Source organism: Stenotrophomonas sp. GSD10 (assembly GCF_056172695.1).
In genome coordinates this window covers 4,069,580-4,095,807 of the sequence record NZ_JAOCMC010000002.1, presented here as the reverse complement: position 1 = coordinate 4,095,807, position 26,228 = coordinate 4,069,580, and the positions used below count along the sequence as shown (strand labels likewise).

Annotated in this window: 24 protein-coding genes and 1 pseudogene; 24 read left to right on the top strand and 1 reads right to left on the bottom strand. The window is 69.4% G+C overall.

Features of this window, described 5'->3' with window-relative positions; translation table 11 throughout:
• The 23 genes and pseudogenes from cydB (at window position 1) to N4G47_RS18990 (ending at window position 22,409) form a co-directional block, all read left to right on the top strand.
• Window positions 1-1,014 (top strand): cytochrome d ubiquinol oxidase subunit II, encoded by a 1,014-nt coding sequence (gene cydB / locus N4G47_RS19100; protein WP_475289588.1) that lies wholly within the window; start codon window positions 1-3, stop codon window positions 1,012-1,014.
• Window positions 1,015-1,228: 214 nt separating this feature from the next.
• Window positions 1,229-1,972 (top strand): beta-ketoacyl synthase chain length factor, encoded by a 744-nt coding sequence (locus N4G47_RS19095; protein ID WP_475289586.1) that lies wholly within the window; start codon window positions 1,229-1,231, stop codon window positions 1,970-1,972.
• A pseudogene (locus tag N4G47_RS19090) lies at window positions 1,965-2,759 on the top strand (lysophospholipid acyltransferase family protein). Before N4G47_RS19095 ends, N4G47_RS19090 begins: the two are co-directional and overlap by 8 nt.
• Window positions 2,746-3,003: a phosphopantetheine-binding protein gene (locus N4G47_RS19085; RefSeq protein ID WP_005411610.1), complete on the top strand. Its 258-nt coding sequence runs from the start codon at window positions 2,746-2,748 to the stop codon at window positions 3,001-3,003. Before N4G47_RS19090 ends, N4G47_RS19085 begins: the two are co-directional and overlap by 14 nt.
• Window positions 3,004-3,020: 17 nt before the next feature.
• Complete coding sequence (locus N4G47_RS19080) at window positions 3,021-3,278, top strand: acyl carrier protein (protein WP_057497823.1); 258 nt, start codon at window positions 3,021-3,023, stop codon at window positions 3,276-3,278.
• Window positions 3,279-3,300: 22 nt separating this feature from the next.
• Complete coding sequence (locus N4G47_RS19075; protein ID WP_249842469.1) at window positions 3,301-3,852, top strand: COG4648 family protein; 552 nt, start codon at window positions 3,301-3,303, stop codon at window positions 3,850-3,852.
• Window positions 3,845-5,530: an ApeI family dehydratase gene (locus N4G47_RS19070; protein WP_475289583.1), complete on the top strand. Its 1,686-nt coding sequence runs from the start codon at window positions 3,845-3,847 to the stop codon at window positions 5,528-5,530. Before N4G47_RS19075 ends, N4G47_RS19070 begins: the two co-directional genes overlap by 8 nt.
• Window positions 5,520-6,290, top strand: coding sequence for a glycosyltransferase family 2 protein (locus tag N4G47_RS19065; protein ID WP_475289579.1), 771 nt, complete (start codon window positions 5,520-5,522; stop codon window positions 6,288-6,290). The genes N4G47_RS19070 and N4G47_RS19065 overlap by 11 nt, the downstream gene beginning before the upstream one ends.
• A gap of 1 nt (window position 6,291) precedes the next feature.
• Entirely contained in the window at window positions 6,292-7,233 is a 942-nt protein-coding gene (locus tag N4G47_RS19060; protein ID WP_475289577.1) for an LpxL/LpxP family acyltransferase, read from the top strand.
• Window positions 7,223-8,773 (top strand): HAL/PAL/TAL family ammonia-lyase, encoded by a 1,551-nt coding sequence (locus N4G47_RS19055; protein WP_475289575.1) that lies wholly within the window; start codon window positions 7,223-7,225, stop codon window positions 8,771-8,773. The genes N4G47_RS19060 and N4G47_RS19055 overlap by 11 nt, the downstream gene beginning before the upstream one ends.
• A complete protein-coding gene (locus N4G47_RS19050; RefSeq protein WP_197591585.1) occupies window positions 8,760-9,191 on the top strand; it encodes an acyl-CoA thioesterase in 432 nt (143 codons plus the stop codon). Before N4G47_RS19055 ends, N4G47_RS19050 begins: the two co-directional genes overlap by 14 nt.
• Before the next feature lie 2 nt (window positions 9,192-9,193).
• Entirely contained in the window at window positions 9,194-9,817 is a 624-nt protein-coding gene (locus N4G47_RS19045) for an outer membrane lipoprotein carrier protein LolA (RefSeq protein ID WP_475289981.1), read from the top strand.
• A complete protein-coding gene (locus N4G47_RS19040; RefSeq protein WP_475289573.1) occupies window positions 9,795-12,164 on the top strand; it encodes an MMPL family transporter in 2,370 nt (789 codons plus the stop codon). Before N4G47_RS19045 ends, N4G47_RS19040 begins: the two co-directional genes overlap by 23 nt.
• A gap of 53 nt (window positions 12,165-12,217) precedes the next feature.
• The gene (locus tag N4G47_RS19035) at window positions 12,218-13,468 is read left to right on the top strand and encodes an NAD(P)/FAD-dependent oxidoreductase (protein ID WP_475289570.1); all 1,251 of its coding nucleotides are present in this window, start codon (window positions 12,218-12,220) and stop codon (window positions 13,466-13,468) included.
• Window positions 13,456-14,013, top strand: coding sequence for a DUF3261 domain-containing protein (locus N4G47_RS19030; RefSeq protein WP_475289568.1), 558 nt, complete (start codon window positions 13,456-13,458; stop codon window positions 14,011-14,013). Before N4G47_RS19035 ends, N4G47_RS19030 begins: the two co-directional genes overlap by 13 nt.
• A complete protein-coding gene (locus tag N4G47_RS19025; RefSeq protein ID WP_475289566.1) occupies window positions 14,010-15,194 on the top strand; it encodes a beta-ketoacyl-[acyl-carrier-protein] synthase family protein in 1,185 nt (394 codons plus the stop codon). The genes N4G47_RS19030 and N4G47_RS19025 overlap by 4 nt, the downstream gene beginning before the upstream one ends.
• A complete protein-coding gene (locus N4G47_RS19020; RefSeq protein WP_475289564.1) occupies window positions 15,191-15,646 on the top strand; it encodes a hotdog family protein in 456 nt (151 codons plus the stop codon). Before N4G47_RS19025 ends, N4G47_RS19020 begins: the two co-directional genes overlap by 4 nt.
• Window positions 15,643-16,374: a 3-ketoacyl-ACP reductase FabG2 gene (locus tag N4G47_RS19015; protein ID WP_107232605.1), complete on the top strand. Its 732-nt coding sequence runs from the start codon at window positions 15,643-15,645 to the stop codon at window positions 16,372-16,374. The genes N4G47_RS19020 and N4G47_RS19015 overlap by 4 nt, the downstream gene beginning before the upstream one ends.
• Window positions 16,374-17,612 carry a beta-ketoacyl-ACP synthase gene (locus N4G47_RS19010; protein ID WP_475289561.1) on the top strand — a complete coding sequence of 413 codons (1,239 nt, stop codon included), beginning with the start codon at window positions 16,374-16,376 and terminating at the stop codon, window positions 17,610-17,612. Before N4G47_RS19015 ends, N4G47_RS19010 begins: the two co-directional genes overlap by 1 nt.
• A gap of 58 nt (window positions 17,613-17,670) precedes the next feature.
• Entirely contained in the window at window positions 17,671-18,111 is a 441-nt protein-coding gene (locus N4G47_RS19005; RefSeq protein WP_475289559.1) for an excinuclease ATPase subunit, read from the top strand.
• 52 nt (window positions 18,112-18,163) lie between these two features.
• Window positions 18,164-18,667 (top strand): hypothetical protein, encoded by a 504-nt coding sequence (locus tag N4G47_RS19000; RefSeq protein ID WP_475289556.1) that lies wholly within the window; start codon window positions 18,164-18,166, stop codon window positions 18,665-18,667.
• Between the two features lie 150 nt (window positions 18,668-18,817).
• Window positions 18,818-19,078 carry a YcgL domain-containing protein gene (locus tag N4G47_RS18995; protein WP_475289980.1) on the top strand — a complete coding sequence of 87 codons (261 nt, stop codon included), beginning with the start codon at window positions 18,818-18,820 and terminating at the stop codon, window positions 19,076-19,078.
• Window positions 19,071-22,409 carry an ankyrin repeat domain-containing protein gene (locus N4G47_RS18990; protein ID WP_475289554.1) on the top strand — a complete coding sequence of 1,113 codons (3,339 nt, stop codon included), beginning with the start codon at window positions 19,071-19,073 and terminating at the stop codon, window positions 22,407-22,409. Before N4G47_RS18995 ends, N4G47_RS18990 begins: the two co-directional genes overlap by 8 nt.
• 156 nt (window positions 22,410-22,565) lie before the next feature.
• On the opposite strand, the gene N4G47_RS18985 is transcribed toward N4G47_RS18990, so the two are convergent.
• Entirely contained in the window at window positions 22,566-24,344 is a 1,779-nt protein-coding gene (locus N4G47_RS18985; protein ID WP_475289551.1) for a monovalent cation:proton antiporter-2 (CPA2) family protein, read from the bottom strand.
• A gap of 390 nt (window positions 24,345-24,734) precedes the next feature.
• On the opposite strand from N4G47_RS18985, the gene mgtE reads away from it, so the two are divergent.
• Complete coding sequence (gene mgtE, locus N4G47_RS18980) at window positions 24,735-26,105, top strand: magnesium transporter (protein WP_475289549.1); 1,371 nt, start codon at window positions 24,735-24,737, stop codon at window positions 26,103-26,105.
• The last annotated feature ends 123 nt before the right edge of the window (window positions 26,106-26,228 follow it).

The following is a 26,228-nucleotide window of genomic DNA, read 5'->3' as shown; positions in this document are numbered from 1 at the left end:
ATGGACCTGATGACCTGGCTGCCGGTGGCGTGGTTCGCGGTGATCGGCTTCGGCGTGCTGATGTACGTGGTGCTGGACGGCTTCGTGCTCGGCATCGGCATCCTCGCCCCGTTCGCCGAGGACGAGGACCAGCTGGACCTGATGATGAACACCGCCGCGCCGATCTGGGACGGCAACGAGACCTGGCTGGTGCTGGGCGGCGCCGGCCTGCTGGCGGCGTTCCCCAAGGCGTATGCGGTGCTGCTGTCGGCGCTGTACCTGCCGGTGCTGTTGCTGGTGGTGGCGCTGGTGTTCCGTGGCGTGGCCTTCGAGTTCCGCTTCAAGGCGCATCGTTCGCGGCGGCTGTGGAGCGTGGCCTTCGCGCTCGGCTCGTTGCTGGCCACGTTCGCGCAGGGCGTGATCCTGGGCACGCTGGTGCAGGGCATCCCGCTGGTGGACGGTGCCTATCACGGCGGCCCGTTCGCCTGGTTCAGCCCGTTCGCGATGCTGACCGGTGCCGCGCTGGTGGCCGGTTACGCATTGCTGGGCAGCACCTGGCTGATCCTGAAGACCGAAGGGCGCGTGCAGGCGCTGGCGCGGCAGCTGACCCGGCCGCTGGTGGTGGCGGTGATCGCGGCGATGGGCCTGGTCAGCAGCTGGCTGCCGTTCCTCGACTCGCGCTTGATGGCGCGCTGGTTCAGCGACGGCAACTTCTGGTGGCTGTCGCCGGTACCGCTGCTGACCCTGGCGGTGGCGGCCGCGCTGTGGCGCAGCGCCACCCATCCGCGCCGCGACCTGCCGCCGTTCCTGCTCAGCCTGGCGCTGTTCGTACTCGGCTTCCTCGGCCTGGTGCTGGGCATGTGGCCGTACCTGCTTCCGCCGTCGATGACGCTCTGGGAGGCCGCCGCGCCGGCCTCCTCGCTGGGCTTCACGCTGGTCGGGCTGGTCGTTCTGCTGCCGGTCATCCTCGGCTATACGGCATGGTCCTACCGGGTATTCCGCGGCAAGGTGCACGCCGATACCGGTTACCACTGATCGATCCAAACGCGGACCCGAGGGTGGCGGGCCCGCGTTGGGGAATGTGAAACCTGCACACCCCGTGCCGGACGTGCTAGCGTGCGCTCCTTTCCGGCGGCCAGGGGGCAGCCGGCGACGTCCTGGACGGACGCACGGCCGCAGGAATGGGGGCCGCCGCGCGTCGCCGTAATGGCTCGTGCCTATCGTTCTCCCATTGAAGCACCACCGCTAAATGATCGAATTCTCCATCGTCGACTGGGCCGCCTGGGCGCCCGGCCTGAGCGAGCGCAGCCAGTGGCTGCGCTGGGCCGAGGCACCGTACCTGCCGCAGGGCGAGGACACCCCGGCGCTGGCCGAGGTGCCGGCGATGCAGCGCCGCCGTATCGAGCGGTTGGGCCGGATGGCGATCCAGGCCGCGTGCTGGTGCGAGGACGGGCAGGGCGCTGACAGCCAGGTGCCGCTGGTGTTCGCCAGCCGCCACGGCGACGTCGCCCGATCCATGGACCTGCTGTCCGCATTGATCGGCGAACAACCGCTGTCGCCGACCGGCTTCGGCTTGTCGGTGCACAACGCGATCGCCGCGCTGTACTCGATCGCCCGTGGCCACCGCGGCAACTACCTGGCGCTGGCCGCCGGGCAGTCCACCGTCGAGGCCGCCTGCCTGGAGGCCGCCGGCCTGCTGGCCGATGGCGCGCGCGAAGTGCGGGTGGTGGTCTATGAATCGCCGTTGCCACGTATTTACGCGACGTTCGCCGACGAACCCGACCCGTTCTTCGCCTGGTGCTGGCGACTGACCGCGCCCGCCGCGGGCCATCCGACCCTGTCGCTGCAGTGGCAGCCGGCCCAAGGCCAAGCCAGCACCGCGCCGGGCACGCTGCCGCACGCGCTGGACCTGCACCGCTTCCTGCTGTCCGCTGCGCCGGCGCTGGAGCACGTGACCCAGGGCCAGCGCTGGCGCTGGGGGCGCCGTGGCTGAGCTGCAGCGCCGCCTGGACCATGCCTGGCGGGTGTTCGGCACCGGCCTGAGCTTTGCCGCGTTCGGCGTGGGCGGCCTGCTGCTGGGCCTGCTGGTGATGCCGCTGTTGATGCTGATGCGTGACCCGATGGCCCGCCGCCGCCGGGCCCGCCGGGTGGTGCAGGCGGCCTTCGCCAGCCATGTCCGGCTGATGTGCCGGCTGGGGGTGATGACCCTGCAGATCGAGGGCCGCGAGCGCCTGCAGCGCGACGGCCTGCTGGTTCTGGCCAATCATCCGACCCTGATCGACGTGGTCTGCCTGATCGCGCTGCTGCCCAACGCCGACTGCGTGGTCAAGCGGGCCGTGGCCTGCAACCCGTTCATGCGCGGCCCGGTGCGGGCGGCCGGCTACATCTCCAACGACGACGGCGCCGGGCTGGTGGACGACTGCGTTGCGGCGGTGCAGGCCGGCGGCACCCTGGTCATCTTCCCCGAAGGCACCCGCAGCGTGCCCGGGCAGCCGCCGCGGCTGCAGCGGGGCGCGGCCAACATCGCCGTGCGCGGCCGGCTGGACATCACCCCGGTGCGGATCACCTGTACCCCCGACCCTGACCAAGGGACAGAAGTGGTATCGTGTACCCTCACGTCGCTTTCACGTTCGGCTGCAGATCGGCGAAGATATCCCGATCGCGCCTTTCCTGGCCGAAGACGACTCGCCAAGGGGGATGCCTTGGCGGCACGCCGCGTTACCGAGCACCTTTCTCGTTATTTCGACCTGTCTGGAGAGCCGCCCCGTGCAAGCACTTGAGCACGAGATCAAGGAATTGATCATTTCCTCCCTTTCGCTGGAGGACATCACGCCGGAGGACATCGATCCGACCGCGCCGTTGTTCGTCGAAGGCCTCGGCCTGGATTCGATCGATGCGCTGGAGCTGGGCCTGGCGCTGCAGAAGAAGTACGGTGTCAGCCTCTCGGCCGATTCGGAAGAAACCCGTCGCCATTTCTCCAGCGTGCGCGCGCTCGGCGAGTTCGTCGCCGCCCGCCAGTCGTAACGGCGCCAGGAACTGCCATGACCAAGAATGAACTGTTTGAACGCATCGTCAGCATCCTGACCGACAGCTTCGAGATCGAGCCTGCGCGGATCACCCCCGAGGCGCGCCTGTACGACGACCTGGACATCGACAGCATCGATGCGGTGGACCTGATCGTGCAGCTCAAGCCGCTGCTCGGCCGCAACCTGCAGCCGGAAGCGTTCAAGGCCGTGCGCACCGTGCAGGACATCGTCGATGTCGTGCATGGGCTGTTGCCGGACCAGGCAGCCGCCTGACCGCAGCGCCGGCGGCTTCGCCATGGCACGCGCACGCACCGTCGTGGTGGCCGCGATTTCGCTGGCCTACCCGCTGCTGGTGTACCTGGCGATGGGCCGTTTCGAGCCGCGCTGGCTGTCGCTGCTGCTGTTTGCCCTGGCGGTGCTGCGGGCGCTGAGCACGCGCCAGCCGCTGTGGTGGGCCGCCGCCGCCGGTACCGGCCTGCTGGCCGTGCTGGCCACCGTACTCAACCAGGCGCTGCCGCTGAAGCTGTACCCGGCGCTGGTCAACGCGGTGATGCTGGCGGTGTTCGGCACCAGCCTGCGTTTCGGCCCGCCGCTGGTGGAGCGCCTGGCGCGGCTGCAGGAGCCGGACCTGCCACCGTTTGCGGTGGCCTATACCCGCCGCGTCACCCAGGTCTGGTGCGGCTTCTTCGTTCTCAACGGCAGCCTGGCCCTGCTGACCGCGCTGTACGCGTCGGACCGGGTCTGGATGCTCTACAACGGATTGTTGGCGTACGTGATGATGGGCGTGTTGTTTGCAGGAGAGTGGCTGGTGCGGCGGCGGGTCAAGGCGGCGCACGCGCATGGCTGAGTGGATCGCCCTGGACCGGTTGCTGGTGGACCCGCAGCCGCAGCGCCGCATCGGCCTCTGCGAAGGCGAGGTGATCGATCACCTCCGCTTCCGCCAGCGGGTGCTGGCCTGGCGCGCGGCCTTTGCCGCCGCCGATGGCCGCGACTGGGCGCTTTATTTCGATGATGCGGTGGCCTTCGCGGCAGCGCTGTTCGGTGCCTGGCATGCCGGCAAGCGGGTGTTCCTGGCCGCCGACAACCTGCCGGCCACGCTGCAGGCGCTGCAACCGCAGGTGAGTGGTTTCGCTGGCGATGTGTCCGCCGATTACCGGCCGCTGACGCCGCTGGACGCAGCGCTGGATGGCCCGTTGCAGGCGCTGGACGAGCGCGCCTGCGAGCTGTGTGTGTTCACCTCCGGCAGCACCGGCCAGCCCAGTGCGATCAGCAAGCGCATGGACCAGCTGACGCGCGAAGTGGACGCGCTGCAGGCCGCCTTCGGCGCGCAGCTGGACGGCGTGCAGGTGCATGGCACGGTGTCCCACCAGCACATCTACGGCCTGCTGTTCCGCGTGCTGTGGCCGCTGGCCGCCGGCCGCCTGATCCATCCGCGTCGGTTCTTCCACGAAGACCTGGTGGGCGCGCTGGCCGCCAGCGATACGGTGCTGGTGGCGACCCCGGCCCACCTCAAGCGCCTGCCCGAACAGCTCGACTGGACCAGCCTGCATGGCCGCCTGCGCGCGGTGTTCTCCTCCGGCGGCCCGCTGCCGGAAGAGGCGGCGCGGCAGGTGCGGCAGTGGCTGGGCGTGGCCCCCACCGAGGTGTACGGCAGCAGCGAGACCGGCGGCATCGCCTGGCGCCGCTGGGACACCGACCTGCCGCCATGGCAGCCGCTGCCGGGCGTGCAGTGGCGGATCGACGACGGCTGCCTGGCGGTGGCCTCGGCGCACCTGGAAAACGCCGACTGGTGGCGCACCCAGGACCGGGTCGAGGCGCTGGCCGATGGCCGTTTCCGCCTGCTGGGCCGCGCCGACCGCATCGTCAAGATCGAAGAGCGCCGTGTATCGCTGGATGCGCTGGAGCGCGCGCTGCACGAAGACGCCGAAGTGGATGACGTGCGCGTGCTGGTGCTGCCGGGACAGCGCGAGCAGTTGGCCGCAGTGGTGGTGCCGGCCGACCGCGCGCTGCTGGAGGGTGGCGATGCGGCGCGCCGCGCGCTCGGCCAGCGCCTGGGCGCGCGCCTGGCCTCTGCCCACGACGCGGTTACCCGGCCGCGTCGCTGGCGCCTGGTGCAGGCGCTGCCGATCAACGCGCAGGGCAAGGTGACCCAGGCCGCCCTGGCAGCGCTGTTCCAGCCGCTGATGCCCGAAGCGATATGGGACCAGCGCGGCGCGGACAGCGCCACCCTGCGCATGACCCTCGACCCGGCGCTGCGGCCGTTCCAGGGTCACTTCCCGCAGGCAGCGATCCTGCCTGGCGTGGCCCAGCTGGACTGGGCGGTGCGCTTCGGCCGCCAGGCGTTCGCGATGCCCGCTGCCTTCCTGCGCATGGATGCGGTGAAGTTCCAGCACGTGGCGCGCCCGGGTGATGAGCTGACCCTGCAGCTGGACTGGGATGCCGCGCGCGGGGTGCTCACGTTCCGCTATACCTCCGGCCACGGCGTGCATGCCAGCGGCAAGGTGGTGTTCGCCGATGTGGACTGACCCGGCCGTTGCCGGTGCCGCGTTCGCGCCACTGGTGGTGATTCCCGTCTACGACCACGAGCACGCCATCGCGGCGGTGGTCGATGGCGTGCAGGCCGCCGGCCTGCCATGCCTGCTGGTCGATGACGGCTCGCACGCGTCCTGTGCGGCGGTGCTGCGTGCACTGGCACAGCGCCAGGGCGTCGACCTGCTGCGCCTGGACGTCAACCAGGGCAAGGGCGGCGCGATGCTGGCCGGCTTCGCCGAAGCCGCCACGCGTGGCTACAGCCACGTGCTGCAGATCGATGCCGACGGCCAGCACGATACCGCCGATCTGCCACGCTTCATCGAGGCCGCGCGTGCGCATCCGGACGCGGTGATCTGCGGCATTCCGGCTTACGACGCCAGTGTTCCCAAAGCGCGCCTGTACGGCCGCTATGCCACCCACATCTGGGTCTGGATCAACACGCTGTCGCTGCACCTGCGCGACACCATGTGCGGCTTCCGCGTGTATCCGCTGCCGCCGGTGCTGCGCCTGATCGGCGAAGAGACCATCGGCCGGCGCATGGATTTCGACACCGAGATCATGGTGCGCCTGTACTGGCGGCAGCTGCCGGTTGAACACCTGGCCACGCGCGTGACCTATCCGTCTGATGGGGTGTCGCACTTCGATGTGTGGCGCGACAACGTGCGCATCAGCCGCATGCACACCCGCCTGTTCTTCGGCATGCTCTGGCGCGCGCCGCGCCTGCTGTGGCGCCGCCTGCGCGGGCAGGGTTGAGATGGCGACCACGCACGACGCCCCGCACTGGGCCGACATCGGCGAGTCCACTTCGGTGGCCGGCGTGCTGTTCCTGTGCTGGGTGCACCGCTGGTTCGGGCGCTGGCCGTTCCGCCTGTGCGTGTGGCCGGTGGTGACCTGCCATTGGCTGGGCAACCGCGTCGGCCGCCAGGCCTCGATGCAGTACCTGCAGCGCCTGCAGGCATACAGCGGCGTGCTCGGCCGCACGCCGACACGGCGCGACAGCCTGCGCCACTTCTTCGCCTTCGCCGACACGATGCTGGACAAGATCCTCGGCCTTGGCGGGCGCTACCCGCCCGAGCGCATCCACCTGCACCGCGACCTGGTGCTGGACAAGATCGCGCGCCGCGAAGGCGGGTTGATCCTGACCGCGCATATCGGCTGCCTGGAACTGTGCCAGGTGCTGGCCGAGCAGGTGCCGGGGTTCCGCATCACCGTGCTGGTGCACACCGCGCATGCACAGCGCTTCAACCGCCTGCTGCAGCGGCTGGACCCGCTGGCGGCGGTGGAACTGGTGCAGGTCACCGAAATGGGACCGGCCACCGCGGTGATGCTGGCCGAGCGCGTGGCGGCCGGTGGCTTCGTCGCCATCGTCGGCGACCGCACGCCGGTGCAGGGCGGCCGCAGCGTCACCGCCGATTTCCTCGGCCATCGCGCGCCATTCCCGATCGGCGCCTATGTGCTGGCCGCGGCGTTGGGCTGCCCGGTCTACACCATGGCCTGCCTGCACCAGGGCGAGGGCTATCGGGTGGCGTTTGAACAGTTCGCCGAACGCATCGTGCTGCCGCGTGGCTCGCGCGATGCTGCGCTGGCCGAACAGGCCCAGCGCTTCGCGCGCTGGCTGGAACTCCAGGTCATCCAGTCCCCGTTGGACTGGTTCAATTTCTTCCCCTTCTGGGATCAGGCTCCGCATGACGACTGACGCCGTACCCGTGTGCCGCTTTGGCGATGCACCGTTGACCATCGAAGACGTGGTGGCCCTGGCCCAGCGCCAGTGCGAGGCCGCGCTGAGCGACGCGCCGGCGTTCCGCGCGCACATCCAGCGCGGCGCCGATTTCCTCGACCGCCTGCTGCGCGAGGATGGCGTGATCTACGGCGTGACCACCGGCTACGGCGATTCGTGCACGGTGAACATTCCGCCGGCGCTGGTGGCTGAGCTGCCGCACCACCTGTACACCTATCACGGCTGCGGCCTGGGCCGTTACCTGGACCCGGTTGAAACCCGCGCGGTGCTGGCCGCGCGCCTGGCCTCGCTGGTGCGCGGCATGTCCGGGGTCAGCGTGGCGCTGCTCGAAGGCCTGGCCACGCTGCTGCAGCACGATGTGCTGCCGATGATTCCGGCCGAAGGCTCGGTCGGTGCCAGTGGTGACCTGACCCCGCTGTCGTATGTGGCGGCGGTGCTGTGTGGCGAGCGCGAAGTGCTGTTCGAAGGCCAGGTGCAGCCGGCCGGCCCGGTGCTGGCGAAGATCGGCATGACCCCGCTGAAGCTTCGGCCGAAGGAAGGCCTGGCGATCATGAACGGCACTGCGGTGATGACCGGCCTGGCCTGCCTGGCCTGGCAGCGCGCCGATTACCTGGCGCGCATGGCCACGCGCCTGACCGCGTTCAACGTGCTGGCCAGCGACGGCAACGCGCACCACTTCGATCAGACCCTGTTTGCGGCCAAGCCGCACCCGGGCCAGGGCCGCATTGCCGCACGCCTGCGCAGCGACCTGCACAGCGAGCGTCCGCCGCGCAATGAACAGCGCCTGCAGGACCGCTATTCGCTGCGCTGCGCACCGCACGTGATCGGCGTGCTTGAGGACAGCCTGCCGTTCCTGCGCCAGCTGATCGAAACCGAGCTGAACAGCGCCAACGACAATCCGCTGATCGACGCCGACGGCGAGCGCATCCTGCACGGCGGTCACTTCTACGGCGGCCATATCGCGCTGGCGATGGATACCCTGAAGAACACCGTGGCCAACGTCGCCGACCTGCTGGACCGGCAGCTGGCACTGGTGGTGGATGCCCGCTACAACCACGGCCTGCCGGCCAACCTGTCGGCGGCCACCGGCCCGCGCGCGGCCATCAACCATGGCCTGAAGGCGCTGCAGATCAGCGTGTCGGCGTGGACCGCCGAGGCGCTGAAGCAGACCATGCCGGCCAGCGTGTTCTCACGCTCCACCGAATGCCACAACCAGGACAAGGTCAGCATGGGCACCATCGCCGCGCGCGACTGCCTGCGCGTGATCGAGCTGACCGAACAGGTGGTAGCCGCGATGCTGATCGCCGCGCGCCAGGGCCTGGCCCTGCGCGAGCGGGTTGGCCTGAATGCGCAGCTGCATGGCAGTCTGGCCGACATGTACGCCGACCTGGGGCAGCGCATCGCCCTGGTCGAAGAAGACCGCGCGCTGGATCGCGAACTGCGGGAACTGCTGGTGGAGATCCGCGCGCAACGTTGGGAGCTGTATGCCGGTGAATGAGGCCATTGAACGGGTCGGCGAAATCACGCTGACCCCCGCCTTCCATGACTGCGATCCGATGAACGTGGTCTGGCATGGCAACTACTTCAAGTACTTCGAGATCGCGCGCTGCGCGCTGCTCGGCCGCTACGACTACGACTACCCGCAGATGCTCGAATCGGGCTACCTGTGGCCGGTGGTCGATGCGCGGGTGAAGTACGTGCGCCCGCTGCTGTTCAACCAGGCCCTGCGCGTGGTCGCGCGCATCGTGGAATGGGAGAACCGGCTGAAGATCGAGTACGAAATCCTCGATGCGGAAAGTGGCCAGGTGCTGACCCGCGCGATGACCATCCAGGTCGCGGTGGACGCGGCCAGCAAGGAAATGCTGTACCAGTGCCCGCCGGTGCTGTGGGAACGCCTGGGAGTGCCTGCGCCGTGAGTATGCTTGCCCGTCTTTCGAGCGTGCTGCTGTGTGCGCTGCTGCTGGTGGCCGTACCGCGTGTACAGGCGGCCGACCCCGCCGTCAATGCGATCACCCAGGCGGTGGCGCGGCCCGACGTGCTGCGTGGCCAGTTCACCCAGGAAAAGCAGGTCAGCGGCTTCAAGAACCCGCTGCGCTCGCAGGGCCAGTTCGTAGTCGCACGCCAGCACGGCGTCATCTGGACCACGCTCAAGCCCTTCCCTTCTGAAGTGGTGGTCACTGCCGACCGCATCCTCAGCCGCCAGCGTGATGGCAGCACCCGCGTCGAGCTGGATGCGCGCCAGCAGCCGGCGATGCGCTCGGTCAACGCGATCATGTTCGCGCTGATGAGTGGTGATGTGCAGGCGCTGTCCAGCCAGTTCAACGTTGCTGCCAGCCGCGAAGGGCAGGGCTGGCGCCTGCGCCTGACACCGAAGTCGGCAATGCTGGCCAAGGCCTTCGAATCGCTGACCCTGGAGGGTGACCGCTACGTGCGCCAGGTGGAGATCGTCGAGGCCAACAAGGACCGCACGCAGATCCAGTTCAGCGCGCTGAGCGAGGCCCCGGCCACGCTGAACCCCGATGAGGCACGCCGCTTTGAGTGACGCCGTGGCGTTGAACGCACCGGACCGGTTGCGGCGTTGGTGGCACTGGCTGGGCATCGCCTGGCTGGTGCTGCTGCTGGTACTGGGCGTGCAGCAGTGGCGCCTGTGGAGCCAGGAGTCGCGGATCGACACCGACATCCTCGCGTTGCTGCCGCAGGATGCGCATGACCGCCTGTTGAGCGATGTCACCCGGCGCATCGCCGATGGCAGTTCGCGGCAGGTGGTGGTGCTGCTCGGCAGCCAGGACGGCGCCGCCGCCAAGCGCGCGCAGGCGGCGTTCGCCGCGGCGATGGCTGCCGATGCCGACAGCGCGTTGCTGGTGCCCAGTGGTTCGATCGAAGGCTGGTTCGATGAGGCGCGCGCGTTCTACGCGCCGTACCGCGACCGCCTGCTGACTCCCGGCCAGCGCAACCAGCTGCAGAACAGCGACACCGGGACGCTGGCCGAACAGGCCCTGGCCGTGCTGTACGGCCCGATGGGTGCGCCGCGCCTGACCGACTGGCGGCAGGACCCGCTGTCGCTGTGGCCGCAGTGGTGGCAACAGCAGGCGCAGGGGTCGGGCCTGCGCCTGGGCGATGACGGCCTGCTCGAAGCCGAGGGCAAGCATTGGGCGGCGCTGCAGTTCGATACGCCGGGCTCGGCCTTCCAGCTCGATGGCGAGCGCCATCTTGATGGCCTGCTGGAACGAGCCGGGAAGGCCGCCAGGGCGGCTGCGCCGTCGCTGGAAATCCTGCATGCCGGCGTTCCGCTGCACGCAGAAGCCGCCGCGGTACAGGCCAACCAGGAGATCAACACCATCGGCTGGGGCTCGCTGGCCGCGGTGCTGCTGCTGGTGTGGCTGGCCTTCCGCTCGCTGCGGCCGATCCTGCTGGTCGCCGCCTCGTTGCTGATCGGCTGCGGCGTGGCACTGGCGGTGACCGTGCTGGTGTTCGGCAAGGTACACGTGCTGACCCTGGTGTTCGGCGCGTCGCTGGTGGGCGTGGCCGAGGACTACGGCATCCACTGGTTCGCCTCGCGCCAGGCCGAGCCGGCCGATCGCCGCTGGAAACTGCTGCGGCACCTGTTGCCGGGCCTGTGGCTGGCCCTGCTGACCAGCGCGCTGGCCTATCTGGCGCTGGGCCTGGCCCCGTTCCCGGGCCTGCGCCAGATGGCGCTGTTCTCGGTGGTCGGCCTGGCCGCCGCCTTCCTCACGGTGATCTTCTGGTTCCCGTGGCTGGATGGTGGTGAGATCCGCCAGACCCGTTTCTCGCAGTGGCTGGGCAACACGCTGGAACGTTTCCCGCGCCTGCACGGCACGCGACCGGTGGCGATCTTCGTGGTGGCCGCACTGGTGCTGTCAGCGCTCGGCATCGCGCGCCTGCACAGCAACGACGACCTGCGCAGCCTGCAGTCTTCGCCGCCGGCGTTGATGGCCCAGCAGATCCGCCTGAGCCAGCTGCTGGGCATGCCCAGCCCGGCGCAGTTCTACCTGGTGCAGGGCGCCGATGCGGCGCAGCTGCTGCAACGCGAAGAGGCACTGACGACGCGCCTGCGTGCGCTGGCCGATGACAAGCGCATCGGCGGCTACCGCGCGATCAGCGACTGGCTGCCATCGCCGGCGCGGCAGCAGGCCGATGCGGCGCTGACCGCGAAGGTGGAACCGGGCGTGCTGGATGCCGTGTCCGAGGCGGTGGGTGAACCGCTGCCGCGCCCCGATTTCGCCGCCACGCCGCTGACTGCCGAGGCCTTCCTCGCCTCGCCGGCGTCGCAGCCGTTCCGCCATCTGTGGGTGGGTGCGGTGGGCGGTCAGATGATCAGCGTGGTGATGGTCGATGACCTGTCACGCGCCGATGCGCTGACGACCCTGCGTGGCGCGGCCGAGGGCCTGCCGGGCGTGCGCTGGGTCGACCGCACCGCCGATTTCTCGCAGCTGCTCGGCCACTACCGCAAGCTGATGGGTGGGCTGCTGCTGGTCGGCATCGTGCTGGTGTTCGGTGCGCTGTGGCTGCGCTACCGCCGCCAGGCCTGGCGGGTGTTCGCACCGACCCTGATCGCCGGTGCGCTGACCCTGGGCCTGCTGGGCCTGTTCGGCCAGCCGCTGCAGTTGTTCAACGTGCTGGCACTGATGCTGCTGCTGGGCATGGGCATCGACTACGGCATCTTCCTGATCGAGCATCGCGGCGATGCCAGCGCGTGGCTGGCGGTGTGCGTGGGCGCGGCCAGTACCTGGCTGTCGTTCGGCCTGCTGGGCCTGTCGCAGACTCCGGCGCTGCGCGCCTTCGGCCTGACCCTGCTGTTCGGCATCGGCCTGGTCTGGCTGATCTCGCCGCTGTTCCGGCCACCGCCGCACGACGTGCCGCCGGCCTGAGCCCGCCTTCCGGTTTTCTTCTCTTCTTCTGATCGAGCAACAAGGACGCCCCGATGAGTACTGCTGTGGATGCTGTCGAACGCACTGAAATCCTGATCATCGGGGCGGGCCCGGCCGGCTCCGTCGCTGCGGCGATGCTGCGCCAGCAGGGCCGCCAGGTGCTGATGCTGGAGCGCCAGCAGTTCCCGCGCTTCTCCATCGGCGAAAGCCTGTTGCCGCAGAGCATGGAGTACATCGAAGCGGCCGGGCTGCTGCAGGACGTGGTCGAGGCCGGTTTCCAGTACAAGAACGGTGCCGCCTTCGTGCACGGCGAAGCGCGTACCGCGTTCGATTTCAGGAAGAAGTTCTCGCCCGGCTGGGGCACCACCTACCAGGTGCAGCGCGCCGACTTCGACAACGTGCTGGCACGCGGCGCCGAGCGCATGGGCGCCACACTGCGCTTCGGCGATGAAGTGCTGTCGGTCGAACCCGGTGAACAGCCGGCGGTGAACGTACGCCGCCCGGATGGCAGCCAATACCGCATCGAAGCCGACTTCATCCTCGATGCCTCCGGCTTCGCACGCCTGCTGCCGCGCCTGCTGCAGCTGGAATCGCCGTCCAACTTCCCGGTGCGCGGCGCTATCTTCTGCCACGTGCGCGACAACATTCCGGCCGAAGCGGACTTCGACCGCAACAAGATCCTGATCACCACCCACCCCGAACACATCGACGTCTGGTACTGGACGATCCCGTTCTCCAACGGCTGCTGCTCGCTGGGCGTGGTCGCCGAGCCGTCGTTCTTCGAACGCTACGAAGGCGACGACCTGCAGAAGCTGCAGGCCATCGTCGGCGAGGACCCGAACCTGAGCGGGCTGCTGGCCAATGCCGAATGGGCGGTGCTGCCGGTGCGCCGCATCACCGGCTACTCGGCCAATGTCAGCTCGCTGTGGGGCCCGGGCTATGCGCTGCTGGGCAACGCCGGTGAGTTCCTCGATCCGGTGTTCTCTTCCGGCGTCACCATCGCCTTCAAGTCCGCGCAGCTGGCCAGCGACTGCCTCAAGCGCCGCTATGCCGGTGAAACCGTGGACTGGGAGGCGGAGTTCTCCAGGCCGCTGCGCGCGGGCGTGAAGACCTTCCGCCGCTTCGTGGAAAGCTGGTACCAGGGCGGCTTCCAGAAGATCATCTACCACCCGCAGCAGCAGCCGGAAGTGCGCAACATGATCAGTTCCATCCTGGCCGGATACGCCTGGGACACCAACAACCCGTATGTGGCCGACGAAAGTGGCCGCCGCATGCGCGTGCTGGAGGAACTGTGCAGCGCGTGATCGTCCGCACCACGGCCCTGCTGCTGTGCCTGCTGCTGGCCGCCTGTGCCGGGCGCATGCCCAAGCCACAGGTGGAACTGCCGCCGCTGCGCCTGTCGCCGGCCAGCCTGCCGGCGCCGCTGGCGCTGCAGCAGCAGCTGCATTTCCGTTTCGGCAGCCATGAGCGCGACCTCGATGCGCTGCTGGAAGCCGATGCACACCAGGTGCAGCTGGCCGTGCAGGCGATGGGCCAGACCGGTGTGCGCCTGCAGTGGGACGGCCATCAGCTGACCCAGCAGCGCGCGCCGTGGCTGCCGCCGCAGGTGCGCGCCGAGCGTGTGCTGGACGACCTGCAGTTCGCGCTGTGGCCAACCGCCGCCATCGCCGCCGCGCTGCCGGCCGGCTGGCAGGTCAGCGATGACGGCCAGCAGCGCAGCCTGTCGCGCGATGGCGTGGTGTGGTTGCAGCTGCAGCGCCTGGACGATGGCAGCGTGCAGCTGGACAACCGCGCCGAGGGCTATGCGCTGCGCATCGAATCGATCGACATGGCCGGGCAGGACCGATGAGTGCACCGATCTACCTGAACGACCTGGGCGTGGTCTGCGCGCTTGGCGAGGGCCGTGCCGCGGTGGCGTCGGCGCTGTTTGCCGATGCACCAGGTGGGCTCAGCGACAACGACCACCTGCTGCCGGGGCGCACCCTGGCGCTGGGCGAAGTGCACACGCCGCTGCCGGCGCTGGAGGATCTGCCGGTCGCCCTGCGCGGGCGCAACAACGCGCTGCTGGAGGTAGCACTGGCGCAGATCGCGCCGGCGGTGAGTGCCGCCATCGCCCGCCACGGTGCTGAGCGCGTAGCGGTGGTGCTGGGCACCAGCACCTCGGGTATCGGTGAATCCGAGCAGGCGCTGCGCACCCACGCCGAACAGGGCCAATGGCCGCAGGGCTTCGACTACGCCCAGCAGGAAATGGGCACCGCCGCGCAGTTCGTGCGCCAGCGTAGCGGCGCCCAAGGCCCGGCCTGGACCCTGTCCACCGCCTGCTCGTCCAGTGCCAAGGCGCTGATGTCGGCCGCGCGCATGCTGCGCGCCGGCATCGTCGATGCGGTCATCGCCGGCGGTGCCGACTCGCTGTGCCGCTTCACCGTGGCTGGCTTCAGCGCGCTGGAATCGGTGTCGGCGTCGCGCTGCAATCCCTTCTCGCAGCACCGCGCCGGCATCAACATCGGCGAAGGCGCGGCGTTGTTCCTGCTTACCCGCGAGCCGGGCCCGGTGTGCCTGGCCGGGTGGGGCGAATCGGCCGATGCCCACCACATGTCCGCGCCCGACCCGCAGGGGCTGGGTGCCATCGACGCCCTGCAGCAGGCGCTGCAGCGCGCCGGCTGGGCGGCTGGTGAAGTGGACTACGTGAACCTGCATGGCACCGCCACCGGCCACAACGATGCGATGGAAAGCCTGGCGGTCTCGCAGGTGCTGGGCACTGGCGTGCCGGCCAGCTCGACCAAGCCGCTGACCGGGCACACGCTGGGTGCCTCGGGTGCGATCGAAGCCGCGCTGTGCTGGATCCTGCTGGCCGAGAATCCGCAGCAGCAGTTGCCGCCGCACTGGTGGGATGGCGTGGCCGATCCGGCGCTGCCGGTGCTGCCGCTGGTGGCGCCGGCTACCCGCCTGGCGCAGCCGCCGCGAAGGGTGCTGAGCAATTCGTTCGCCTTCGGCGGCAGCAATGCCGTGCTGGCGCTGGAGCGTCGATGAACACGCTGTACGCAATCGAAGAGGTGGTGCCGCACCGCCAGGACATGTGCCTGCTGGAGCGCATCACCCAGTGGGACCAGGACGCTATCGAGGCCGAACTGGTGGTGCCCGAGGCCGGCCTGTTCGTCGAGGACGGGCAGGTGCCGGCGTGGGTCGGCATCGAATACATGGCGCAGGCCATCGCGGCCTGGGCCGGCTGCCGCGCACGCGCGGCCGGCAAGCCGCCGCAGCTCGGATTCCTGCTCGGCAGCCGCCGCTACAACAGCGCGCGCAGTGGCTTCGCCAGTGGCACCCGCCTGCGCGTACAGGCGCGCTGCGAGCTGTTGGGTGACAATGGATTGGGGATGTTCGCCTGCCGCATCCTGGCAGGCGAGGACGAATGGGCGACAGCCAACGTGTCGGTGTTCGAACCGGCCGACGCGATGGCCTATCTGGAGAGTGGACAGGCATGACAGGGAATCGAAGCGTGCTGGTGACCGGCGCCAGCCGGGGCATCGGCCGGGCCATCGCGCTGCGCATCGCGCGTGATGGCTTCGACGTGGTGGTGCATTGCCGCAGTCGCGTGGACGAAGCACAGGCCGTGGTGGCCGAAATCCAGGCCCTGGGCCCGCAGGCCCGCGTGCTGGTCTTCGACGTGGCCGACCGCGAGGCCGCACGCGCCGCGCTGGAGGCCGATGTCGAAGCGCACGGCGCGTACTACGGCGTGGTCTGCAATGCCGGCATCGCCCGCGACGGCGCCTTCCCGGCACTGTCGGCCGACGATTGGGACCAGGTCATCCACACCAACCTGGATGGCTTCTACAACGTACTGCATCCGCTGATCATGCCGATGGTGCGTCGGCGCAAGCCGGGCCGCATCGTCACCCTGTCGTCGGTGTCCGGGCTGGCCGGCAACCGCGGGCAGGTCAACTACAGCGCCGCCAAGGCCGGCATCATCGGTGCCACCAAGGCGCTGGCGCTGGAACTGGCCAGCCGCCAGATCACCGTCAACTGCGTGGCCCCGGGCCTGATCGAGACCGAAATGCTCAACGACGAAGTGGTTGAACACGCGCTCAAGCTGATTCCCGCCGGCCGCGTCGGCCGTCCCGACGAAGTGGCGGCCACGGTGGCGTTCCTGCTGTCCGAACCGGCCGGCTACATCACCCGCCAGGTGATCTCGGTGAACGGAGGCATGCTCTGATGGCCGCCGATCGTCGCGTGGTGGTCACCGGTGCGTCCGCGATCAGTCCGCTTGGCCATGACTGGCCGACCATCGAGGCGCACCTGCGCAGCTGCCGCAACGCGGTGCGCGCGATGCCCGAATGGGACGTCTATTCCGGGCTGAACACCAAGCTGGCCGCACCGGCACAGGACTTTGAACTGCCGCCCAACTACAACCGCAAGACCACCCGTTCGATGGGCAAGGTCGCGATCATGTCGGTGCGCGCCACCGAAGTGGCGCTGCGCGAGGCCGGGCTGCACGAACATCCGGTGCTGCGCAGCGGTCGTACCGGCGTGGCCTACGGTTCCTCATCCGGCAGCCACGAGGCCACCGGCGAATTCGGGCGCATGCTCAACGAGTTCACCACCGATGGCATCAGCGCCACCACCTACCTGAAGATGATGAGCCACACCGCGCCGGTCAACATCGGCGTGTTCTTCGGCCTGTCCGGGCGTGTCTACACCACCTCCAGCGCCTGCACCTCGGGCAGCCAGGGCGTGGGCGCGGCCTATGAGGCCATCCGCAGCGGCAAGCAGACGGTGATGGTGGCCGGTGGCGCCGAGCAGCTCGATGCCACCGCTGCGGCGGTGTTCGACACCCTGTTCGCCACCAGCGTGCGCAACGATGCACCGCAGAGCACGCCGCGCCCGTTCGATGCCGGCCGCGATGGCCTGGTGCTGGGCGAAGGCGCCTGCACGCTGATCCTGGAAGACCTGGAACATGCACAGGCGCGCGGCGCCACCATCCTTGCCGAAGTGGTCGGCTACGGCACCAACAGCGATGGCCAGCACGTCACCCAGCCCAGCGCCGACACCATGGCCCAGGCGATGCGCCTGGCGCTGGAAGATGCCGGCCTGGATGCGGCGCAGATCGACTACGTCAACGCCCACGGCACCGCCACCGACCACGGCGACATCGCCGAGACCCAGGCCACCGCGCAGGTGTTCGGCAGCCGCGTGCCGATCAGCTCGCTGAAGAGCTACGTCGGCCACATGCTCGGCGCCTGTGGTGCGTTCGAGGCCTGGCTGAGCATCGAGATGATGCGTGCCGGCTGGTTCGCGCCGACCCTGAACCTGGCCGAGGTCGACCCGCGCTGTGGCCAGCTGGACTTCATCACCGGGCCGGGCCGCGAACTTCAGGCCGAGTACGTGATGAGCAACAATTTCGCCTTCGGCGGCATCAACACCTCGCTGGTGTTCCGCCGCTGGAGCGAATGATCCAACGTGTGACTGCACCGTTCCCGTTACCCCGCACCCTCGACAAGGAGATGTTTCGATGCGCCGTACCCTGATGATCGCCGCTGCCACCGCGCTGCTGGCCCTGAGCTCCACCGCCTCCGCGCGCGATACCCGCGTCGAGCAGTCCCTGCAGGAACTGGTCAGTTCGCAGGCCGCCAAGGACGCCGGCATTGACGGCAGCGTGCGCTTCTACCTGGCCGGCCAGCCGGTCGGCGTGCAGCAGCGCCTGGGCGAAGACGTGACCAACAAGAAGACCAACGCCGCCAACAAGAGCGACGCCGAAGCCTGCCGCTGGGTCGCGCTGTCGGCGCTGCGCGCACTGCAGGATGGCGCCAGGTCGCGCGGTGCCAACGCCGTGGTCGACATCGTCAGCTATTACAAGAAGAACGAGTTCAAGAGCAGCACCAACTATGAGTGCTGGGCCGGCACCTTCGTCGCCGGCGTGGCGCTGAAGGGCACCTACGCCAAGGTCAAGTAAGCCACCGTCATCCCCGCCTGCGGGCGGGGAATGCCGTCCACAGGGGGACACCATGAAATCGATGCGCTCTACGGCCCTGGCCGTGGCTTTCTGCTGCGTGCCTGCGTGGTCCGCGCACGCCGCCGATGCAACGCCTATCCGCATTGCCGCCGAGGTGCCGTACCGGGCCGAGGTCGGCGGCGAGCTGATCCGCCAGGAATGCGAATTCGGCCGCGACCTGAGCAGCAGCATCGTGCGCCATGCCGGTGGCCGGGTAGTGGTTGCCGCACCCGGCGAGGACACCGGACGCCGCCTGGACATCGTCGTGACCAAGGCTCACGCCGCAGGGGGCGGCGCCATTTCAGGACCGAAGTGGGGGCGCATCTATGGCGAGCTGAAGGAAGACGGCCGCGTGGTCGGCAATTTCAGTTTCAAGCGCACCACCAGCCGGCCCTTCACCTTCCGCGCCTGCACCACCCTGAAGCGGGTGGCCGAGGCACTGGGCGGCGATGTGGCGCGCTGGCTGGAAAACCCCACGCTCGATCCGCTGATGACCGAAGAGATCGCGGCCAACTGAGCGCGTGGCGTTGCCTGAACGCCGTCGCCACATTGCTGAACCCTGCCGGGGAAACACCGTCGATCACGCCGCCATCGTCGGCTGACGGCTTTCCCCGGTGTCGGCTTTCCGACACAATCACGGCTCTTCCCGGGTTATCGTCCCGTGGACATGCACGCCTACGTCTATAAAAGCCAACTCAAGCCGGACACCTACGTCTACGTTCCCCGACGCGATGATTTCAGCGCGCTGCCTGCGCCGCTGCTCCGCTCGCTGGGCACGCTCACCTTCGTCCTGGACGTGGCCCTGGATGCCCAGCGCCGCCTGGCCCAGGCCGACCCGGACAAGGTGCGCAGCGAAATGGGCGAGCGTGGTTTCTATCTGCAGGTGCCGCCGTCGGTGGCCAGCCTGATGCCGCGCCACTATGACTGACCTCTCCCGTCCGCGCGCCCTGTCGATCGCCTTCGCCGTGGGCGCCGCGCTGGCGCTGGGTGCCGCCGTGGGCGGCATCGCGGGGGCGATCCTTGCCGCGTTGGCACAGCCGGCGTTCGCGCTGGGCGTGTCGTGGTGGCGGCGCAGCCGCGCGCTGCTGCCGCTGAAAGTGGTGGCACGCCAGGACCTGCCGGCGTTGCTGGCGCTGTGGTCGGCCGCGCCGGTGTTGCTGGCACTGCTGCTGGCCTGGCCGCTGGCGGCGCTGCGTGACAGCGGCAGCCTGGCGGCAGTGCTCGGCCTGAGCGTGCTGGTCAGTGCCGGCCTGCTCGCCGCCTGGCGCACCTGGCCGCTGTGGAACGATGTCGAGCGCCTGGATGGCAGCCTGGCCCAGCATTGGCAGGCGCTGGCCGGGCGCGACCTGACCGCCTGGCGCGGCCTCGGTGTGGCGGCGCTGGTGATCGCATTGGCCGCGCTGGTGGTGTTGCCGGCATGGCCGGGCCTGCTGCCGGAAGGCGCACGTTGGCCGGCCGCGCTGGCGGTGGTTCTGCTGTCGCCGCTGCTGCATCTGCTGCTGCAGCGGGTCGCGCCCGCACCGCTGGTGTCGTCGCGCCCGAGCCCATTGGCTACGGCCAGCAGCGAACACGAACCGCTGTTCTCCGCAGTGGCCGAAACCGCGCCGCTGGAAGCACTGGCACCGCAGGAACTGACGCCGGCGCTGTATGAAGCCGCCCGCCACGGCCGCATCGACCGTGGCCTGCAGCTGCTGCAGGCCGGTGCCGATCCCTATGCGTTGCCCGACCCGAACTGGCGCGACCAGCGCAGCCTGGCGGTGCTGGCCGCCGTGCTGCCGGACCTGCGCCTGCTGCGCGAACTGATCGCCCGCGGCGTCGATGTGAATGCGCCGCACCGTGGCATGACGCCGCTGCTGGCAGCCACCCGTGACAGCTGGCATGGCCGCCCCGAGGCGGTGATGACCCTGCTCGCCAACGGCGCCGACTCGCGCGCCACCGACAGCGATGGCAACACCCCGCTGCACCATGCCGCACGCAGTTCCGACCCGGGCGTGGCCGCGCTGCTGCGCGATGCCGCTGCCGAAGTCGACGCACTGAACCAGGATGGCTGGTCGCCGTTGGCGGTGGCCTGCCAGGTCGGCAACTGGCGCCTGGCGCGCTTCCTGCTTGAACGTGGTGCCCGCAGCGAGCCGGCCGACGGCACCCCGGTACTGCTCGCCGCCGCCGCCACCGAAGACGACGACCCGGCCGGCGTGCAACTGCTGCTCAAGCACAAGGCACGCGCCGATGCCCGCGACCGCCAGCGCCGCAGTGCGCTGCACGAGGCAGCATTGGCCGGTCACGTGGAGATCATCGGCGTGCTGCTCGGTGCCGGCGCCAATCTGGAAGCGCGCGACGCACTGGGCCGCACGCCCTGGCTGGAAGCCGCCCGCGCCGGTCGCGCCGCGGTGGTCGAACACCTGCTGCCGCACAAGCCAGACCTGGTCGCCGTGGATGGCGAAGGCCGCAATGCGGTTCAGCTGGCGGTGATGGCCGAGGATGTCTCGCCGTTGCTGATCAAGCGCCTGGTGGAACTGGGCATCGCCGCCGACGCGACCGATCCGGTCGGTCGCCGTGCGGTGGACTACGCCGCCGAAGCCGGCCGCTGGGCGATCGTCGCGCTGCTGGATCCGGCCTATCCGTTGCCGGCCGCAGTCAGCGATGGCCTGGCCGAGCGTGGCGAAGCCGCCAGTGCCAGTGGCCTGTTGCCGGACCGCCCGCCGCTGACCCTGCTGCGCGAAGCGCTGGGCTTCGGCAATACCGACGGCATGGCCGCGCTGGCCAAGCTGTGCCAGCCGGAAGAACTGGGCGGGCTGCTGCTCGATCCGGAACTGGCGCTGGAACCGCGCGCGGTCGACTGGCTTCTGGCCCACGGTGCCGATCCCTACGTACGTGATGCCTGCTCGGACACCCCGATGTTCGCGCTGTTGTCGCGCGGCATCGATGCCGTGCCGGCGCTGCACGTGATGCTGCAGCGTGGCCTGTCGCCGGCCGGTCGCGGTGGCCTGGCGCGCTTCCTCGCCGCCTGTGCGCAGCATGATCAGGCCGCGCGCGGCCTGGAACAGCTGGCGCTGGAACTGCTGGAACGCGGCGCCGACCCGTTCGCCGCGTCGCCGGCCGGCGATCCACCGCTGTCGCTGGCGGTGCGCCTGGGTTGGCTGCGCCTGCAGCAGGCGCTGCTCAAGGCGGGCGTCGATCGCGAGGCGCGCGACAGCCACGGCATGACCGCCCTGCATCTGGCCACCGCGCTGGCCCGCGAAGGCGCGCTGAAGCTGCTGGTGCAGCACGGTGCCTCGCCGGAAGCCCGCGCCGCCGATGGCCAGACGCCACTGGGCGTGGCGCTGTCGATTGGTCGCCGCGATCTGGCCGACTGGCTGGACTGGCGGGTGTGGCCGTTGCCGCGCCGCACCCTGCGCGAGGCCGATCTGCCGGCTGCCGCAATGGCCGGTGACGTCGATGCAGTGCGCCGCCTGATCGATCTGGGCTTCGCCGTCGATGCCGTCGATGCGCAGGGCTGCACCGCGCTGCTGCGCGCGGCCGGTGGCGGCCATCTGGCGGTGACCGACCTGCTGTTGGCGCGCGGCGCCGATCCGCAGCACGCGGCGGCCAGTGGTGCCACGCCGCTGTCGGCGGCGGTCAGCATGCGCCAGGTGGATATCGTCTCGGCCCTGCTCGACGCCGGCGCCAAGCTGGAACACCGCCTGCCGGGCGGGGTGACCGTGCTGATGCTGGCCTCGGCGCTGGGCCTGCCGGACATCGTTGCGCGCCTGCTCACCGCCGGTGCCGACGTGCATGCTGGTGACGCGCAGCAGCTGGGTCCGCTGCATTGTGCCGCGCTGTACGGCTTCAGTGCCCGCGACCGCTCGCGCCTGCTCGCCCTGCTCGACACGCTGCTGCTGGCCGGCGCCGAACCGGACCAGGCCGCCGCCGGTTCGGTCACGCCGTTGCTGCTGCTGCTGGGCGCACGCGCCGAGCCCGGCACCGCCTGCGATGAGCAGGTGGTGATGGCGGCGGTGGAGCGCCTGCTCGATGAAGAGGTGAGCCTGGAGGTACGTGATCCGCGTGGCTTCGGCCCACTGCACCTGGCTGCCCTGCATGGCCTGCCGTTGCTGGTGCAGCGCCTGCTGCGCGCCGGTGCTGATCCGGAAGTGCGCGACAGCCTCAACCGCAGTCCGCGCGAGATCGCGGTGATGCGCGGTTTCATCGATGTGGCCGGCGAGTTCGAACCGCGCGTGCCGGGCGTCTCGTCGATGGCCCGGTTCCTGCGCGACAACGGCTGATCCCGCAGAGAGGGTAGTGCCGGCCGCTGGCCGGCAACTTGATGAAACCTGCGGAATCCCCGGGTTGCCGGCCACCGGCCGGCACTACCGGGTCCGCCATCGATCGGGTGGGTGCCGATCCTGCCCACGGTGGGTGCCGACCGTTGGTCGGCACGCCTACTTGTCGTCGCTTTCCGCGTCGGCCTCGAACAGGTGCATCAGGTCGTTGCGTGCATCACGCGAGGTCTGGATCACCGCTGCCTCGTCGTCGTAGACCAGGTACTGGTCGCGCAGCAGCTGTTCGTCGTGCTCGCGGAAGCGCTGCACGTGGCGTTCGGCCACGTTCGGCGCCACACCCAGTGCAGTCAGCACGCGCCCGCTCATCTCCAGGCTGGTGCCGAACACCTCGCGGAACGGCTCGGCCGACATGTCCATCAACCGCCACGCATGCTGGCGGTTGCGCGCGCGCGCCAGCACCGTCGCGTCCGGGTACAGGCGGCGCACCATGCGTACCGCACGCAGGTTGGTTTCCGGGTCATCCACAGTGATCACGAATACATCGATATGCTCGCCGCCGGCCGCGCGCAGCATCTCCGGCCGGGTCGGGTCGCCGTAGTACAGCTGGTTGCCGAAACGGCGCAGGTCGGCCACGGTGTCCGGGTTCGCCTCCAGCGCCACGAACGGCACCTTCTGCGCGGTCAGCAGGCGCGCGATCACCTGGCCGAAGCGGCCCATGCCGGCGATCAGCACCTTCGGCCGGTTGTCCGGCGCCACCTTGTCGGCGTCGGCCGGCTCGCGCGGCGCGGCCTTCTCCTGGCCGAGCAGTTTCAGCAGCGCGATCATCAACAGCGGCGTGATCGCCATCGAGAGGCCGACGATGGCCACCAGCCGGTCATGGTTGGCGTTGCCCAGCAGGTGCGCGCGCTGCGCTTCGTTGAACACCACGAACGCGAACTCACCGCCCAGCCACAGCACGCTGCCCAGCAGCAGCGACTGCCGCGAACTGAGCCGGGCGACGCGGCCGACCGCGTACAGCAGGCCGAACTTGACCACCAGCAGGATGCCGACGCCCCCGGCGATCATCCACGGTTCGGCGGCGATGCGGTCCAGATCGATGCCCATGCCCACCGCGATGAAGAACAGGCCCAGCAGCAGCCCCTTGAACGGCTCGATCTGCGATTCCAGCTCGTGCCGGAACTCCGAGTCGGACAGCAGCACGCCGGCCAGGAACGCGCCGAGGCTGGGGCTGAGGCCGGCCTCCTGCATGAACCAGGCGGTGCCCAGCACCACCAGCAACGCGGTGGCGGTGAACACTTCCGGGCTGCGGGTGCGGGCAATGGTGCTGAACACCCGGCGCAGCACCGGCCGCCCGCACAGGATCACCACCGCCAGCGCGCCCAGCGCGACCGCGGCATCCTCCCAGCGCAGGGTCTCGTTCTTCACCCCGCCCAGCAGCGGAATGGCCGCCAGCAGCGGGATCGCGATCAGGTCCTGGAACAGCAGGATGGCAAAGCCGAGGCGGCCATGGTCGCTGTTGATCGCCTTGTGTTCGGACAGCAGCTGCAGGCCGACCGCGGTGGACGACAGGGCCAGCGCCACACCCACCACCAGCGCACTTTTCCACTGGAAATGGTCGAGCAGCAGCAGGCCGCCCAGCACCAGCCCGGACAGCGCCACCTGCGCCGCGCCAGCACCGAACACCGAGCGTCGCATCACCTTCAGGCGTGCCGGCGACAGCTCCAGGCCGATCACGAACAGCAGCATCACCACGCCGATTTCGGCCGCGCCGAGGATGCGGTCGGCGTCCTGCACAAAGCCCAGCCCGTCCGGGCCGAGCACCACGCCGGCCGCCAGATAGCCCAGTACCGCGCCGAAGCCGAATTTCTTGAACACCGGCACGGCGATGACCGCCGCCAGCAGCAGCACCAGGGCCAATTCCAGACCACCGCTATGCATGGGAATACCTGGTCATCGCGGGGGCCTGTGCTGCGTTCGTCCGGGGAGCGCGGCCGTGCAGGCCACCCCTTCATTATGCGCGCATGCATTATGCGCGCATGTTGGAGGGCGCATCCCCTTGCACAGCAAGCGGCTCTGACCCCAGGGGTGCCTGACCACCCGCCCGGGCCAGGGTTGACCGCGCGTGCCGGCAGGTCCAGACTGCCCGCCGCTGCCGGCCCCGCCGTTGTCGAGCGTGTCAGGCAGTACACCCATCCCGGAGTTCCCAACCCATGTCCAGCGACAGTAGAAGTCGACCTCGTTCGACGCCAGTGATGGCCACCGCCTGACATCGGGACGGTTTGCCTGCGTTGGCGTTGCGCGAGGTCGCACCCCCACAAGGCAAACCCGATGAACCAGAAGCAATTGCTGCGCCCGGTGGCCGATGCCGCTGCCCTGGCCGCACCGCTGGCGAACTACAACACCGCCGACGCGGTGGAGTTCCTCAATACGCTGGAGCTGACCCGCGCCGCCGACACGCTGGCGGCGCTGCCGTTGCCGCGTGCGGTGAAGATGCTGGAAGCCCCCGAGCTGCAGCGCAGCGGCGAGCTGGTGGCGGTGCTGCCGCCGGCCCGCGCCGCCGCCCTGCTCGGGCTGATGGCCGACGACCGCGCCACCGACATCGTCCACGAGCTGGACGAGGACGAGCGCGCGCGGCTGATCCCGCTGCTCGGCACCGACGCCCGCCAGGCCATCCAGAAGCTGCTCAGCTACCCGCCGAACACCGCCGGTGCGCTGATGACCACCGAGTACGTGGCGGTGCCGGCCAGCTGGACCGTGGCGCAGACCCTGCAGCACATCCGCCAGGTCGAGCGCACCCGCGAGACGGTGTACGCGATCTACGTGCTGGACCCGGCAACACAGCAGCTGCAGCAGGTGGTGACCATGCGCCGGCTGATCACCGGCCTGCCGGAGGAGTCGATCCTGGACGTGGCGCAGGTCAATCCGCCGGTGACGGTGGACGCGCTGATGGACCAGGAAGAAGTGGCGCGGCTGATCCGCCGCCACGACCTGCTGGCGATTCCGGTGGTCGATGCGCAGCAGCAGATGCTCGGCATCGTCACCGTCGATGACGTACTGGATGCGCTGATCGAGGAATCCACCGAGGACGCACACAAGTTCGGTGGCATGGAAGCGCTGGACAAGCCGTACATGCAGATCGGCTTCTTCGAGATGCTGCGCAAGCGTGCCGGCTGGCTCAGCGTGCTGTTCCTGGGCGAGATGCTGACCGCCAGCGCGATGCAGCACTACGAGGACGAACTGGCGCGCGCGGTGGTGCTGACCCTGTTCATTCCGTTGATCATGAGTTCGGGTGGCAACTCCGGCTCGCAGGCCACCTCGCTGCTGATCCGCAGCCTGGCGCTGCGCGAACTGCGCCTGCGTGACTGGTGGAAGGTGGCGATCCGCGAGATCCCGACCGGCATGGTGCTGGGCGCCATCCTCGGCTGCCTGGCGATCGTGCGCATCGTGATCTGGCAGCTGGGCGGCCTGCATGACTACGGTGAGCACTGGATCCTGCTGGCGATCACCATCGGTGCGGCACTGGTGGGCATCGTCACCTTCGGTTCGCTGTCAGGCTCGATGCTGCCGTTCATCCTCAAGCGCCTCGGCTTCGACCCGGCCAGCGCCTCGGCCCCGTTCGTGGCCACCCTGGTGGACGTGACCGGACTGGTGATCTATTTCAGCATCGCCGCGATGATCCTGCACGGCACGTTGTTGTAAGCCGAAGCCCCCGTGCTCTGGTGGGTGCCGACCTTGGTCGGCACGCATGCAAAGGGGACGGAGGGGATTAAGTCGTTTGTGGCACAAACGACTTAATCCCCTCCGTCCCCTTTTTGGTTACCG

What these genes read in the sequence shown, in the direction of transcription:
- cydB (WP_475289588.1), top strand. Translation starts at nt 1, where the DNA reads ATGGACCTGATGACCTGGCTGCCGGTGGCGTGGTTCGCGGTGATCGGC.
- N4G47_RS19095 (WP_475289586.1), top strand. Translation starts at nt 1,229, where the DNA reads ATGATCGAATTCTCCATCGTCGACTGGGCCGCCTGGGCGCCCGGCCTG.
- N4G47_RS19080 (WP_057497823.1), top strand. Translation starts at nt 3,021, where the DNA reads ATGACCAAGAATGAACTGTTTGAACGCATCGTCAGCATCCTGACCGAC.
- N4G47_RS19075 (WP_249842469.1), top strand. Translation starts at nt 3,301, where the DNA reads ATGGCACGCGCACGCACCGTCGTGGTGGCCGCGATTTCGCTGGCCTAC.
- N4G47_RS19070 (WP_475289583.1), top strand. Translation starts at nt 3,845, where the DNA reads ATGGCTGAGTGGATCGCCCTGGACCGGTTGCTGGTGGACCCGCAGCCG.
- N4G47_RS19065 (WP_475289579.1), top strand. Translation starts at nt 5,520, where the DNA reads ATGTGGACTGACCCGGCCGTTGCCGGTGCCGCGTTCGCGCCACTGGTG.
- N4G47_RS19060 (WP_475289577.1), top strand. Translation starts at nt 6,292, where the DNA reads ATGGCGACCACGCACGACGCCCCGCACTGGGCCGACATCGGCGAGTCC.
- N4G47_RS19055 (WP_475289575.1), top strand. Translation starts at nt 7,223, where the DNA reads ATGACGACTGACGCCGTACCCGTGTGCCGCTTTGGCGATGCACCGTTG.
- N4G47_RS19050 (WP_197591585.1), top strand. Translation starts at nt 8,760, where the DNA reads ATGCCGGTGAATGAGGCCATTGAACGGGTCGGCGAAATCACGCTGACC.
- N4G47_RS19045 (WP_475289981.1), top strand. Translation starts at nt 9,194, where the DNA reads ATGCTTGCCCGTCTTTCGAGCGTGCTGCTGTGTGCGCTGCTGCTGGTG.
- N4G47_RS19040 (WP_475289573.1), top strand. Translation starts at nt 9,795, where the DNA reads ATGAGGCACGCCGCTTTGAGTGACGCCGTGGCGTTGAACGCACCGGAC.
- N4G47_RS19035 (WP_475289570.1), top strand. Translation starts at nt 12,218, where the DNA reads ATGAGTACTGCTGTGGATGCTGTCGAACGCACTGAAATCCTGATCATC.
- N4G47_RS19025 (WP_475289566.1), top strand. Translation starts at nt 14,010, where the DNA reads ATGAGTGCACCGATCTACCTGAACGACCTGGGCGTGGTCTGCGCGCTT.
- N4G47_RS19020 (WP_475289564.1), top strand. Translation starts at nt 15,191, where the DNA reads ATGAACACGCTGTACGCAATCGAAGAGGTGGTGCCGCACCGCCAGGAC.
- N4G47_RS19015 (WP_107232605.1), top strand. Translation starts at nt 15,643, where the DNA reads ATGACAGGGAATCGAAGCGTGCTGGTGACCGGCGCCAGCCGGGGCATC.
- N4G47_RS19010 (WP_475289561.1), top strand. Translation starts at nt 16,374, where the DNA reads ATGGCCGCCGATCGTCGCGTGGTGGTCACCGGTGCGTCCGCGATCAGT.
- N4G47_RS19005 (WP_475289559.1), top strand. Translation starts at nt 17,671, where the DNA reads ATGCGCCGTACCCTGATGATCGCCGCTGCCACCGCGCTGCTGGCCCTG.
- N4G47_RS19000 (WP_475289556.1), top strand. Translation starts at nt 18,164, where the DNA reads ATGAAATCGATGCGCTCTACGGCCCTGGCCGTGGCTTTCTGCTGCGTG.
- N4G47_RS18995 (WP_475289980.1), top strand. Translation starts at nt 18,818, where the DNA reads ATGCACGCCTACGTCTATAAAAGCCAACTCAAGCCGGACACCTACGTC.
- N4G47_RS18990 (WP_475289554.1), top strand. Translation starts at nt 19,071, where the DNA reads ATGACTGACCTCTCCCGTCCGCGCGCCCTGTCGATCGCCTTCGCCGTG.
- N4G47_RS18985 (WP_475289551.1), bottom strand. Translation starts at nt 24,344, where the DNA reads ATGCATAGCGGTGGTCTGGAATTGGCCCTGGTGCTGCTGCTGGCGGCG.
- mgtE (WP_475289549.1), top strand. Translation starts at nt 24,735, where the DNA reads ATGAACCAGAAGCAATTGCTGCGCCCGGTGGCCGATGCCGCTGCCCTG.